The 13826-nt window shown below is 62.4% G+C and carries 9 protein-coding genes; 6 read left to right on the top strand and 3 right to left on the bottom strand.

Translation table 11 applies throughout. The features are described 5' to 3' along the window. The first annotated feature begins 33 nt into the window (after positions 1–33). Positions 34–1257: an NAD(P)/FAD-dependent oxidoreductase gene (locus XB14_RS14170; RefSeq protein WP_077962245.1), complete on the top strand. Its 1224-nt coding sequence runs from the start codon at positions 34–36 to the stop codon at positions 1255–1257. Between the two features lie 215 nt (positions 1258–1472). Continuing rightward, a complete protein-coding gene (locus XB14_RS14165) occupies positions 1473–4271 on the top strand; it encodes an EAL domain-containing protein (protein WP_077962244.1) in 2799 nt (932 codons plus the stop codon). Positions 4272–4389: 118 nt separating this feature from the next. Here the strand turns inward: XB14_RS14165 and XB14_RS14160 are convergent, their stop codons facing one another. The 3 genes from XB14_RS14160 to groES form a co-directional block, all read right to left on the bottom strand. Beyond that, positions 4390–4839: a hypothetical protein gene (locus tag XB14_RS14160; RefSeq protein ID WP_077962243.1), complete on the bottom strand. Its 450-nt coding sequence runs from the start codon at positions 4837–4839 to the stop codon at positions 4390–4392. A 740-nt stretch (positions 4840–5579) separates the two neighbouring features. Continuing rightward, positions 5580–7220, bottom strand: coding sequence for a chaperonin GroEL (gene groL / locus XB14_RS14155; RefSeq protein WP_034800965.1), 1641 nt, complete (start codon positions 7218–7220; stop codon positions 5580–5582). Between the two features lie 62 nt (positions 7221–7282). Next, positions 7283–7579, bottom strand: a complete 297-nt coding sequence (gene groES, locus XB14_RS14150) for a co-chaperone GroES (protein ID WP_004675403.1) — start codon at positions 7577–7579, stop codon at positions 7283–7285. Positions 7580–8034: 455 nt separating this feature from the next. Here groES and XB14_RS14145 point away from each other — a divergent pair, with 455 nt between their 5' ends. The 4 genes from XB14_RS14145 to XB14_RS14130 all read left to right on the top strand — a co-directional run bounded on the left by XB14_RS14145 (position 8035) and on the right by XB14_RS14130 (position 13785). Next, complete coding sequence (locus XB14_RS14145; RefSeq protein WP_077962242.1) at positions 8035–8883, top strand: TIGR01459 family HAD-type hydrolase; 849 nt, start codon at positions 8035–8037, stop codon at positions 8881–8883. A 13-nt stretch (positions 8884–8896) separates the two neighbouring features. Beyond that, positions 8897–9880, top strand: coding sequence for a bifunctional riboflavin kinase/FAD synthetase (locus tag XB14_RS14140; RefSeq protein WP_077962241.1), 984 nt, complete (start codon positions 8897–8899; stop codon positions 9878–9880). Between the two features lie 247 nt (positions 9881–10127). Next, the gene (gene ileS / locus XB14_RS14135; RefSeq protein ID WP_077962917.1) at positions 10128–13037 is read left to right on the top strand and encodes an isoleucine--tRNA ligase; all 2910 of its coding nucleotides are present in this window, start codon (positions 10128–10130) and stop codon (positions 13035–13037) included. Between the two features lie 127 nt (positions 13038–13164). After that, on the top strand, positions 13165–13785 hold the full coding sequence (locus XB14_RS14130) for a hypothetical protein (RefSeq protein WP_077962240.1): 621 nt from the start codon (positions 13165–13167) through the stop codon (positions 13783–13785). Positions 13786–13826 lie beyond the last annotated feature (41 nt).

Below are 13826 nucleotides of genomic sequence, written 5' to 3'. Positions count from 1 at the left end.
TGTTGTACAGACGATTAAAAGCAGGTGGGAAGCGTGTCGGGAAGGCTTGTTGTTGTTGGAGGCGGTCAGGCCGCCTTTGCTCTGGTTGCGAAGCTGCGCGCGCTGAAGGACGAGCGGCCGATCACGATCGTCGCCTCCGAGGCAAGCCTGCCATACCAGCGCCCGCCGCTCTCGAAGAAGTACCTGTTGCGCGAGATGAGCCTCGACCGGCTGCTCTACCGGCCCGAAGCCTGGTACGGCGAGCACTATGTCGATGTGCGCCTCGAAACGACAGTGACCGGGCTTGATCGCGCCGGCAAGCGCGTCTCGCTCAGCGACGGCACGTCGCTCGATTACGAGGTGCTGGCCTTTGCCACCGGCGCGACGCCACGGCGGTTACCGGCTTCCGTCGGCGGCGATCTTAATGGCGTCTTCGTCGTGCGCGACTTTAGGGATGCCGACCGCCTCGCCGAGGAGATGAAGCCCGACCGCCGTGCCCTCGTCATCGGCGGCGGTTACATCGGTCTCGAAGCAGCCGCCGTCGCGCGCACTTGCGGCCTCGAAGTCACGGTCATCGAAATGGCCGACCGCATCCTGCAGCGCGTTGCCTCCGCCGCCACCTCAGGTCTTGTACGGGACATTCACAGCAGCCGCGGCGTCGATATCCGCGAGGGCACAGGCCTCAATCGTCTCGTCGGTGAAAATGGCCGCGTGACCGCAGCGGAACTTTCCGACGGCTCGAGCCTGCCGGTCGACGTTGTCATCGTCGGCATCGGCGTCACCGCCAATGATCGCCTTGCGCACGACGCCGGGCTGGATACCGCCGGCGGGATCGTCGTCGACGCGCATGGCCGCACATCCGATCCGGCGGTCTTCGCGATGGGCGATTGTGCCGTTCTTCCCTGGGGGGACCTGCGCATCCGGCTGGAATCGGTACAGAATGCCGTCGATCAGGCCGAAGCGGTCGCCGCCATCCTTGCCGGCAGCGACGCTCCTTACGATCCCAAGCCGTGGTTCTGGTCGGACCAGTACGACGTCAAGCTGCAGATCGCCGGATTTGGTCTCGGTCATGACGAAACTATCGTCAGGCCCGGGCAGCGCGAAGGCAGCGTGTCGGTCTGGTACTTCAAGCAGGGGCGGTTGCTGGCCGTCGATGCGATCAATGACGCCAAGGCCTATGTCACCGGCAAGAAGCTGCTCGAAACCGGCATCAATCCCGATCGCACCGTCATTGCCGACCCGCAATCAGACCTCAAGGCGTTGCTGGCGCAGCCTTAAGCCGCCGACCCACGCCTGGCAGCGCTGCGTGCCCACTGCAACTTGCAGGTGGCGCCGCTTCAAAATTCATTAACGACGAAATCACTGTCTTGCCGGGCAATTGCCCGGCGGAGCGACGATTTATCACTTCCTTAAGTCACCTGACGCCAACACAGGTCGCTTAACTGGAGGCGAGAGGTCTCGTTTCCCGGCAGTTTTTATTTAGGCGATTGGCGATGTTCAAGGTTCTTACATGCCTGGTGGTGGAGCATAATCCCAGACTGGTCGTTTTGGCAGCGCTTGTCTGCTTCCTTGCGAGCTACGGAGCGGTTACGCTTCTGCAGCGTGCCCGCGGTTCCTCCGGCAAGGCAAAGGCGATCTGGGCAACGGCTGCGGGCATCGCCAGCGGCTTCGGCATCTGGGCGACCCACTTTATCGCCATGCTCGCCTATGACCCCGGCGTCGTCCTCGGTTACCAGATGGACCTCACCGGCCTGTCGCTGGCGGTTGCCATCATCCTGACCACGACAGCCCTGTTGATCGCGACCCATGTCCAGGACCGCCTCGGCTGGATTGTTGGCGGGTTCGTTCTCGGCGGCGGCGTCGCCTGCATGCATTTTCTTGGCATGGCGGCGCTCGACGTGCCCGGCAGCATCCGCTGGGATGCGACGCTGGTCGTCACCTCCGTGGTTGCCGGCTCGTTGTTCGATATCGCTGCCCTGCACATGATCGCTCGCGTCGGCAAACCGCTGAAGGCGAAGGTTCTGGCCACCTTGCTGATGACGCTCGGGATCGTCGCGCTGCATTTCACGGCCATGGGCGCAGTAACGATCGAGGCCGACCTGCTCTCTACGACCGATAGCGGCATGATCCAGCCGCACTTGCTTGCCTTCGTCATTGCCGGGACCGCCTTCTTCCTGCTGTCGATGGTGCTGATTGCCGCCGGCTTCGCTCATCACGCCGAGCTTTCCGCCGCGGCGGCGGAACGCGAATTCGCCCGCTTCGTGCGCAGCGTAAAGGACTATGCGATCTACATGCTCGACACCGACGGCCGCGTCGCGAGCTGGAACGCCGGCGCCGAGGCCAACAAGGGCTATAGCGCCGAGGACATCGTCGGCAAGAATTTCGCCTGCTTCTACTCGCAGGAGGATCAGCGAGACGGGGTGCCGCAACGGGCACTCGAGGTGGCGCTCGCAGACGGAAAGTTCGAAAACGAAGGCTGGCGCTACCGCAAGGACGGGTCGCGCTTCTGGGCTCACGTGGTGCTCGACCCGTTCATGGACGACGACGGCAAGCACGCCGGTTTCATCAAGATCGTCAAGGACATCACCAAGGCGAAGCTGGACGCCGACCGCATCACCGAGGTCAGCAACAATCTCGATGTCGCGCTCGAAAACATGTCGCAGGGTATCTGCCTGTTCGACAGCGGCGACCGGCTGTTGCTGTCGAACCGACGCTGCCGCGAGATCTTCGGCTTCTCCGAGACGCTCGCCGGCCAGGGGCTGACCTTCCGCGAAATCCTCGACATCGTCTTTGCCCGCATCTACACCGATCCGGAGATGGCGCGGGCCAAGGCCGAGGAACTCTATCAGAAGCACCGGGTCGAAATGGTCGGCAACGGCGGCGGCGATATCGTCGAGAAGCTGGTCAACGGCCGCTCGATCCTGACCAAGCACCGCACGCTGCCCGACGGCGGCTGGGTCAGCACCTACGAGGACATCACCGAGCGACTGGACACCGAGGAGCAGATTACCTTCCTTGCCCGCCACGACAGCCTGACGGGGCTGCCGAACCGGTTGCAGTTCAGCAGCTACCTCGAAGAGGAACTGGACGCGGCTGCCTGGTTCAACCGCAAGGTCGCGGTCATCGGCATCGACCTCAACAAGTTCAAGGAAGTCAACGACCTGCACGGCCACGCCGCCGGCGATTTCGTGCTGGTGACGATCGCCCAGCGCATGAAGGGCCTGCTGCAGGAAGGCGAGTTCGTGGCGCGCTTTGGTGGCGACGAGTTCGCGGCGGTCAAGCGCTTCGAGGAACTTTCCGAGCTCAACGACTTCCTGCGCCGGATCGAGAAGAGCCTGCACGAGGAAATGCGCTTTGGCGATTTCGAGCTCAAGTCCGGCGGCAGCATGGGCGTCGCTATCTATCCGCAGGATGCGGAGACGGCCGATACGCTGATCAACAATGCGGACCTTGCCATGTACCGGGCGAAGGCTGCGCTCAACCAGACCGTCTGCTTCTACGAGGTGTCGATGGACGAGGCCGCCCGCCAGCGGCGCGCCCTTGCCAACGATCTCTGGGACGCGATTGAAAAGAAGCAACTTGCCCTGCACTATCAGGTGCAGAAATCGGTGATGAGCGGCGCTGTCATCGGCTACGAGGTACTCCTGCGCTGGCGCCATCCAGACCGCGGCATGGTGCCGCCGGGCGAGTTTATCCCGCTTGCCGAGGAGTGCGGCGCGATCCTGCCGATCGGCGAATGGGTGTTGCGCGAGGCCTGCCGCGAGGCTGCAGGGTGGGAAAGCAGCCACAAGATTGCCGTCAATCTTTCGCCGGTCCAGCTTGCCAATGGCGATATCGTCAGCCTGGTGCAGGAAGTGCTTGCCGAAACGGGTCTCGACCCGAACCGGCTGGAACTCGAAATCACGGAATCGACGATCATCGACGACAAGGAGCGGGCGCTGCTGACGCTGCGGCAGATCAAGGAGCTCGGCGTCACGATCGCGATCGACGACTTCGGTACGGGCTACTCGTCGCTTGAGACGCTGCGCTCCTTCCCCTTCGACAAGATCAAGCTCGACCGCAGCTTCATGTGGGAAGTGGAAGGCAGCCCCCAGGCCAAGGCGATCGTGCGCGCTATTCTTGCGCTCGGCCAGAGCCTGTCCGTGCCGGTTCTTGCCGAAGGCGTCGAGACGCAGAAGCAGCTCGACATCCTGCTGGCCGAGGGCTGCGACGAGGCGCAGGGCTATCTGCTCGGGCGCCCGGCGCCGATCACGGTTCTCTTCTCGGGCAAGGACGACGTGGCGGCTGCCTGAGCCTGACGCCCAAGTCTTCACCAACAGCGTTCAGCGCAATCGCCCTTGGGGACGGTTGCGCAACGGCGATATCTGTCGTCGAGAGCCCATACCTGTGGCGGGCGATCGTAGACAGGCTCTACTGGCGCAGCAGTGCGCGGCCCGCGACTTCCACGAGGAAGCGTGGAAAGAAAAAGATGCCGGTGATCATGCCGGAATAGCGCTGTTCGAGGCCGGAGGATTCACCGATGCAGAACAGCGGCTGCTTCTGGCCGGATTCCTCCAGTGCGATCGTCGTCGAAAAACAGAAGGACGAGCAGCTTGTTGCCGCCTGCTCGAACAGTTCGAGCACGTGGTTGCGATCGGCCGGATCGTAGCAGCGCACGAAATTCAGAAGGCCGCATTCGCCGTCGCGCAGGCCATGGATGGCAGCCGCCTTCTCGCCGAGCCGGAACAGGCCTGTCGACAGGTCGCCGGACCACCCCTCCGAGACGCAAAACTGCTCCAGGAATTCATGATGCGAAAGGCCGGGGTGTGGCTGTCCCGGAGAGCCGAGGGGAACGGAATTTGCTCTGGTGATCTTAAACACGGTCTACCCCAGCAGAGTTCCCGGAGCCGCCTTCGACACCCCAGGGAAACGCGTTCCAATGTGCAAATCCGGCCCGACATGACCAATACGAGAGCGCACGCCACATGACATGGGTGTTTCCTCAAGTAGAAAGGTCGATAGATAGTAGTGGGTCTCGCCGACGAACTGATTTCGAAGGAGAGTGTCGGCTTAATTTGCGATTAAATACTTTTATTCTTTAGGTATGGTCTCGAAGAATTTCCGGATGCGCAGCGAATACGAAAAAGCCCTGGCGATTGCCCGCCTGCCTTAAGTCTGCCGCCCAGTCTCCCCTGAATCTTCGCTCACTTGGGGCGCTGTTATAGTTCGTTTTTTTTCGACTTCAACGGTTTTTTGAAGCCTGACTACAACCGATGGATTTTTTTGCGCCGACTGTTCGGCAGATGCTTCACCGGCGGTGAATGGCGTTGATAAAAAACAAGAAAGGCGACCCGAGGGCCGCCTTTCCGATCCGGATGGATCATCTGTTATGAAAGGCTGACGCCTTTATCACATCATGTCCATGCCGCCCGTTCAGCGCGCTTGACGCGCTGAACCGCTCTAGGTGCATGGGCGAAGCTTTATGGACGATGCTGCGATTAAGGCTAACGCCTTATCACATCATGTCCATGCCGCCGGTTCAGCGCGCTTGACGCGCTGAACCGCTCTAGGTGCATGGGCGAAGCTTTATGGACGATGCTGCGATTAAGGCTAACGCCTTATCACATCATGTCCATGCCGCCCATGCCGCCCATGCCGCCCGGCATGCCAGCAGGTGCATCCTTCTTCGGCAGCTCGGCGATCATGGCTTCCGTCGTGACGAGGAGGCCGGCAACCGAAGCTGCGTCCTGAAGGGCGGTGCGAACGACCTTGACCGGGTCGATGATGCCCATGGAGATCATGTCGCCGTATTCGCCGGTCTGGGCGTTGTAGCCGAAGTTGTCCTGGTCCTTGTCAAGGATCTTGCCAACAACGATCGAAGCTTCGTCACCAGCGTTTTCAGCGATCTGGCGGGCCGGAGCCTGCAGAGCGCGACGAACGATGTTGATGCCGGCTTCCTGGTCGTCGTTTGCACCCTTGACGGTGATCTTGACGGAGGAACGCAGCAGGGCAACGCCGCCGCCCGGTACGATGCCTTCCTGAACAGCAGCGCGCGTCGCGTTGAGAGCGTCGTCGATGCGGTCCTTCTTTTCCTTCACTTCGACTTCCGTCGAGCCGCCGACGCGGATGACGGCAACGCCGCCAGCGAGCTTGGCAAGACGTTCCTGCAGCTTTTCGCGGTCGTAGTCAGACGTGGTGTCTTCGATCTGGGCCTTGATCTGGGCGACGCGGCCTTCGATGTCGGCCTTCTGGCCGGCGCCGTCGACGATCGTCGTGTTTTCCTTGGAGATCGAAACCTTCTTCGCACGGCCGAGCATGTCGAGCGTGACGTTTTCGAGCTTGATGCCGAGGTCTTCGGAGATCACGGTGCCGCCCGTCAGGATGGCGATGTCTTCGAGCATGGCCTTGCGGCGGTCGCCGAAGCCCGGAGCCTTGACGGCAGCGATCTTCAGGCCGCCGCGCAGCTTGTTGACGACGAGGGTCGCAAGAGCTTCGCCTTCGACGTCTTCAGCGATGATGAGGAGCGGCTTGCCGGTCTGGACGACAGCTTCGAGAACCGGGAGCATGGCCTGGAGGTTCGAGAGCTTCTTCTCGTGGAGGAGAACGAAGACGTCGTCGAGGTCAGCGACCATCTTTTCCGGGTTGGTGACGAAGTAGGGCGACAGGTAGCCGCGGTCGAACTGCATGCCTTCGACGACTTCGAGTTCGGTTTCGGCGGTCTTGGCTTCTTCAACCGTGATGACGCCTTCGTTGCCGACCTTCTGCATTGCTTCAGCAATGTCGAGGCCGATCTGACGCTCGCCGTTGGCCGAGATCGTGCCGACCTGTGCGACTTCTTCCGAAGTGTTGATCTTCTTGGCCTTGGCCTGGAGATCCTTGACGACTTCGGTGACAGCGAGGTCGATGCCGCGCTTCAGGTCCATCGGGTTCATGCCGGCAGCAACGGCCTTGGCGCCTTCGCGAACGATCGCCTGGGCAAGAACGGTTGCAGTCGTCGTGCCGTCGCCGGCGATGTCGTTGGTCTTCGAAGCGACTTCGCGGACCATCTGGGCGCCCATGTTTTCGAACTTGTCTTCGAGTTCGATTTCCTTGGCAACCGATACGCCGTCCTTGGTGATGCGCGGAGCGCCGAAGGACTTGTCGATGATGACGTTACGACCCTTCGGGCCGAGCGTGACCTTTACGGCGTCAGCGAGGATGTCGACGCCACGCAGCATCTTTTCGCGCGCGGTGCGGCCGAACTTGATTTCTTTTGCAGCCATTAGAGAAAACTCCCGGGCTCATTGCCCATTGGTTGTCATGAAAAGGGGTGAGTGACGGCTGATTAGCCGATGATGCCCATGATGTCGGCTTCCTTCATGATCAGAAGGTCTTCGCCGTTGATCTTGACTTCGGTGCCCGACCACTTGCCGAACAGAACGCGGTCGCCAGCCTTGACGTCGAGAGCAACAACCTTGCCGCTTTCGTCACGGGCGCCCGAACCGACGGCGACGATTTCGCCTTCCTGCGGCTTTTCCTTGGCGGTGTCCGGAATGATGATCCCGCCCTTGGTCTTCTCTTCAGACTCGACGCGACGAACGACGACGCGATCGTGCAGCGGGCGGAAATTGGTGCTTGCCATTAGTCTAATCCCTCGATCAAATGACATTACGGATCGCTGATCGACCCGATGGATGGGTGTTAGCACTCGCTCTTGTCGAGTGCTAGCGATGCCGAGATAAGCCTGGGTATGGGGTGAGTCAAGGATCGGCGCCCAGATTTTTTGCCAGCGGCAGTTGCCTGTGGCGAGCGCATTGGGCGGGGGCGCAGGGCAGCCTAGCGCCATTCTTGGCGAAATGTGGGCGCGCGGCATCGCGAAATGACATGTGCAGGGTTTTGCGGGTGATAACCGCAGCGACGCCAGGCACTGGCCCTGTCAGTGGCAAACTTTGGTAGATGGCACAGGGCCGCTTCCACGGCGCGCGCATGGGCAATGCCGGAATCCGTGGGAGGGCGCGCCTTTTTCAGGCGGCGAGACTTGTATTCTTGTGCCTTCCTTGCCATGCAAGCCGGAAACCGTGTTTGCAGGAAGCCAGGATGGCCGCAAGGATCAACAGTTTTCGCGAAATCGCCAAGCGCTATGATGTCGTCCTGTGTGATGTCTGGGGCGTTCTTCACAACGGTGTGCAGGCCTTTGCGTCCGCCTGTGAGGCGTTGGCCGAGGCGCGCGCCGCCGGACTGACCGTCGTGCTCATTACCAATTCGCCGCGGCCGAGCCCGATGGTGAAGGTCCAGATCCGCAGCCTCGGCGTGCCCGACGAAGCCTATGACAGGATCGTTACCTCGGGCGACGTGACGCGCGCGCTGATCGCCGCTGCGGACAAGAAGATCTTCTTCATCGGCGCCGAGCGCGACCTGCCGCTGCTCGAAGGTCTCGGCACGCAGATCGTTTCCTCCGAGGATGCGGAGACGGTCGTCTGTGCCGGCTTCTACGATGACGAGACCGAAACGCCGGAGCATTACCGTGCCACACTGACGGGTCTCGCCAAGCGCAAGATCCCGTTCATCTGCGCCAATCCGGACCTCGTCGTCGAGCGCGGCCACCGGCTGATCCCCTGCGCCGGCGCCATCGCCAAGCTCTATGAAGAGCTGGGTGGCGAAGCGCGCATTGCCGGCAAGCCCTACATCGCGATCTATCGTGCCGCGCTCAGCGAGGCGAAGGCCGCCCGTGGTGCAATCGACCTCACCCGTGTCATCGCCGTCGGCGACGGCATGCCGACCGACGTCAAGGGTGCGCAAGATGCGGGACTGGATCTGCTCTATATCAGCGCCGGCATCCACGCCCAGGAATACATGAACGAAAGCCGGACCGACGAGGCGAAGCTTGCCGCCTTCCTGAAGAAGGAGGGCGCCTCGCCGAAATACTGGATGCCACGGCTCGCCTGACGGGAAGACGGAGATGACGGTTTTTCATCGCAACGAGACCCGTGACCCGCTTCCGGAGCACTTACGCGGCGGCGTCGTCGCCATCGGCAATTTCGACGGCGTTCACCGTGGCCACCAATCTGTGCTCAATCGTGCGCTGGAAGAGGCGAAATCACGCGGCGTGCCGGCGCTCGTGCTCACCTTCGAGCCGCATCCGCGAACCGTCTTCCGCCCGGAAACTCCGGTGTTCCGGCTGACGCCGGCGCCGCTGAAGGCGCGCATCCTTGAAGGCATGGGCTTCGGCGCCGTCATCGAGTATCCGTTCGACCGGACCTTCTCGCAGCTTTCCGCGTCGGATTTCATCCACCGCATCCTGCTCGAATGGCTGCATGCCTCGCATGTCGTGACCGGCTTCGATTTTCATTTCGGCAAAGGGCGCGAGGGCGGCCCCGCCTTTTTGATGGCGGCCGGCGGCGACAATGGTTTTGGCGTGACGCTCGTCGATGCCTTCCGTGACGAAAACGCATCCGTGATCTCGTCGAGCTATGTCCGTTCTCTGCTCGCAGAAGGCGATGTCTCGCAGGCGGCCGGCATGCTCGGTTATCGCTATCTCGTCGAAGCGGAGGTGATCGGGGGCAAGAAGCTTGGCCGCGAACTCGGCTTCCCCACGGCCAACATGCGGCTCGCGCCCGAAGTGGAGCTGCGCCCCGGCATCTACGCCGTGCGCTTTCGCCGGCCCGACGGTTCGCTTCATGATGGCGTCGCAAGCTTCGGGCGCCGGCCGACGGTCGACAGCGACGGCGAGCCGCTGCTCGAAACCTTCGTCTTCGATTTCTCGGGCGATCTCTACGGCGAGGTCTGCGCCGTGACCTTCTTCGGTCACCTGCGCGACGAACTGAAGTTCGACGGCCTCGATCCGCTCGTGGCGCAGATCCGACAGGACGAGGCCGAGGCCCGCGCGCTGCTCTCCGGCGTCATGCCGCTCGGCGACATCGACCGTAAGCTCAACTTCGCCTGACAAAAGAATCCGGCGTTACCGCGGTGGCGGACCTTTTCAAAAGGCGGAAAACGCCTTAAACAACCGCCCACCATGACCCGGCACCGTCGATTGATCATCGATCAGCGAATTATTGGCCCGGCCTTCCGCGCGCATTAGTCAGCCGGAAGGTCCGGGATTTCGGCGTTTCCGACGCCCCAGTCATCTCTCGATATCGAGCCTATCTCGTATGCGCGACCGTTCGCGCGAAGAAGCGATTGCAAAAACCATGACCGACACCGCTGAAAAGATCGACTATTCCTCGACCCTCTATCTGCCGCAGACGGAATTTCCGATGCGCGCAGGCCTGCCGCAGAAGGAGCCGGAAACGGTGGCCCGCTGGCAGAAGATGGGCCTCTACAAGAAGCTGCGCGCATCGGCTGCCGGCCGCGACAAGTTCGTGCTGCACGACGGCCCGCCCTATGCCAACGGCAACATCCATATCGGCCACGCGCTGAACAAGATCCTCAAGGACGTCATCAACCGCTCGTTCCAGATGCGCGGCTTCGACGCCAACTACGTGCCCGGCTGGGACTGCCACGGCCTGCCGATCGAGTGGAAGATCGAAGAGAAGTACCGCGAGAAGGGCCAGAACAAGGACGAGGTTCCGGTCAACGAGTTCCGTCAGGAGTGCCGTGCCTTCGCCGCCGGCTGGATCCAGGTCCAGGCCGAGGAGTTCAAGCGTCTCGGCATCGAGGGCGACTTCGACAATCCCTACACCACGATGAACTTCCACGCCGAAGCCCGCATCGCCGGCGAACTGATGAAGATCGCCAAGCTCGGCCAGCTCTATCGCGGTTCGAAGCCGGTCATGTGGTCGGTGGTCGAGCGTACGGCACTCGCCGAAGCCGAAGTCGAATATGCCGATGTCGAAAGCGACATGATCTGGGTGAAGTTCCCGGTCACGGAAGGCCCCGAAAGCCTTGCCGGCACCTTCGTCGTGATCTGGACGACCACGCCGTGGACCATCCCCGGCAACCGGGCGATCGCCTTCTCCTCGCGCTACGCCTATGGCCTCTACGAAGTGGCGACCGCCGAGAACGACTTCGGTCCGCAGCCGGGCGAGAAGCTGATCTTCGCCAAGCGACTGGCAGACGAGTCCGCGGCCAAGGCCAAGCTCACCTTCAATTTCGTCCGCGACATCGAGGGTGACGAACTCGCAGCCGTGACCTGCGCTCATCCGCTGCATGGTCTCGGCGGCGGCTACGCCTTCAAGGTGCCGCTGCTCGATGGCGACCATGTCACCGACGATGCCGGCACCGGTTTTGTGCACACGGCACCGAGCCACGGCCGCGAGGACTTTGATGCCTGGATGGACAATGCCCGAGCGCTCGAAGCCCGCGGCATCTCCTCGGCGATCCCGTTCACCGTCGACGACGCCGGTTACTTCACCGCCGATGCCCATGGCTTCGGCCCGGACGCCGAAGGTGGCGCCGGTCGCGTGCTCGACGACAAGGGCAAGAAGGGCGACGCCAATGATCGCGTCATCAAGGCGCTGATCGCTCGTCACGCGCTCTTTGCCCGCGGCCGCCTGAAGCATTCCTATCCGCATTCCTGGCGCTCGAAGAAGCCGGTGATCTTCCGCAACACGCCGCAATGGTTCGTCACCATGGACAAGGCGTTCGGCGATGGCACGACCCTGCGTTCGCGCGCGCTGTCTGCGATCGACGACACCCGTTTCGTGCCGGCCGCCGGCCAGAACCGGCTGCGCGCCATGATCGAGGGACGCCCGGACTGGGTGCTGTCGCGCCAGCGCGCCTGGGGCGTGCCGATCGCGATCTTTGCCGACGACCAAGGCGAGATCCTGATCGACGAGGCCGTCAACGCCCGCATCCTCGACGCTTTCGAACTGGAAGGCGCCGATGCCTGGTTCGCCGAAGGCGCCAAGGACCGCTTCCTCGGCAACGACCACGATCATGCCAAGTGGCATCAGGTCATGGACATCCTCGACGTGTGGTTCGACAGCGGTTCGACCCACACCTTCACGCTCGAAGACCGTCCGGACCTGAAGTGGCCGGCCGACGTCTATCTCGAAGGCTCTGACCAGCACCGCGGCTGGTTCCATTCCTCGTTGCTCGAGGCTTGTGCGACGCGCGGCCGCGCGCCCTACAACGCCGTTGTCACCCATGGTTTCACCATGGATGAGAAGGGCGAGAAGATGTCGAAGTCCAAGGGCAACACCGTCACCCCGCAGGAAGTGATGAAGGACGCCGGCGCCGACATCCTGCGCCTGTGGGTCATGACGACGGACTATTGGGAAGACCAGCGCCTCGGCAAGACGATCATCCAGACCAACATCGACGCGTATCGCAAGCTGCGCAACACGATCCGCTGGATGCTCGGCACGCTCGCCCACGACAAGGGCGAGGAGATCGCCTATGCCGAGATGCCCGAACTCGAAAAGCTGATGCTGCATCGGCTGGCCGAGCTCGACCAGCTCGTGCGCGAAGGTTACGACGCCTTCGACTTCAAGAAGATCGCCCGTGCGCTGATCGATTTCTCGAACGTCGAGCTCTCGGCCTTCTACTTCGACGTCCGCAAGGATGCGCTCTACTGCGACGCGCCGTCGAGCCTGCGTCGCCGTGCGGCGCTTGCGGTCATCCGCAAGCTGTTCGATTGCCTCGTGCTGTGGCTGGCGCCGATGCTGCCCTTCACGACGGAAGAAGCCTGGCTGTCGCGCAAGCCCGATGCGGTCTCGGTGCATCTCGAACAGTTCCCGGCGATCCCAGCAGAATGGAAGAACGATGCGCTCGAAGCCAAGTGGGAGAAGATCCGCGCTGTGCGCACCGTCGTCACCGGTGCGCTCGAGATCGAGCGCAAAGACAAGCGCATCGGTTCGTCCCTGGAAGCCGCACCGGTCGTCCACGTTGCCGATCCGGAGCTCCTGAAGGCGCTGGAAGGCCAGGACTTCGCCGAGATCTGCATCACCTCGGGGATCACCGTCGAGGCGACCGATGGTCCGGCCGACGCGTTCCGCCTGGCTGAGGTCGCCAAGGTCAGCGTCGTGCCGAAGCTTGCCGAGGGCCAGAAGTGCGCCCGCTCCTGGCGGATCACGACCGATGTCGGTTCTGACGCACTCTACCCGGACGTGTCGGCCCGGGATGCCGCTGCCTTGCGCGAGCTTGGTTTCAAGGCTTAACGCATTGTTACCGGATGAATTGCACTCCTTGCGTTCATCCGGTAAAACCTGCCCGAAATTTGGCGGATTTCTCCGCCATGGGCGCTTGAGTGGCCGCGCTGACCAGTGGCCGGCTGGAAGGAATCTCATGGAAATGACGCGAGAGTTGCGAGTGTTTGCCAGCGTGGCCGCCATTTTGACGAGCGGCCTGGTGCTTTCGGGCTGCATCGGCGGCCCGACCTATGGCACGGACAAGACCGCCGGCGAACAGCTCATGGACGACCTCGGTAGCGTCGCAAGCTTCGGCCCGCCGAAGCGGGATCCGGTCAAGTACCAGCCGCGTCCGGGCCTCGTGCTGCCGCCGTCGGCACAGCAGGCCTCGCTCGTCGAGCCGCAGAAGTCGCTCGCCAGCCGCGAGGCGAACCCGGAATGGGTCGAATCTCCGGAAGAGGTGCGCAACCGCCTGCGTGAAGAGGCCGACGCCAACAAGAACAACCCGAACTATGTTTCGCCGCTTGCCAAGGCGAGCGCCAACGGCCGCCGGCTCTCCGCGAAGGAGCAGCAGGAAGCCTATCGCGAAGGGCGCAAGATCGAGATGGGCGCCTATTCCGACAAGCGCCGCTTCCTGAGCGACCCGCCGCTCGACTACCGTCGCTTGCCCGAGGGTACCGAGACCGATCTCGGCGAGCCGGAGAAGGACAAGGAGCGCCGCCGCAAGAAGGAAGCGCAGATCAAGAACTCCGGCTCCAAGTGGTATTGGCCTTTCTAAACTCGTTTTCGCCGTTCCATTGAACGGCGAAATGCCTCTCT

This window comes from Ensifer adhaerens (assembly GCF_002007205.1).
GTDB lineage: Bacteria > Pseudomonadota > Alphaproteobacteria > Rhizobiales > Rhizobiaceae > Ensifer > Ensifer adhaerens_D.
The sequence above is the reverse complement of the archived record's forward strand: the minus strand, read 5'-3'. Positions and strand labels throughout refer to the sequence as shown.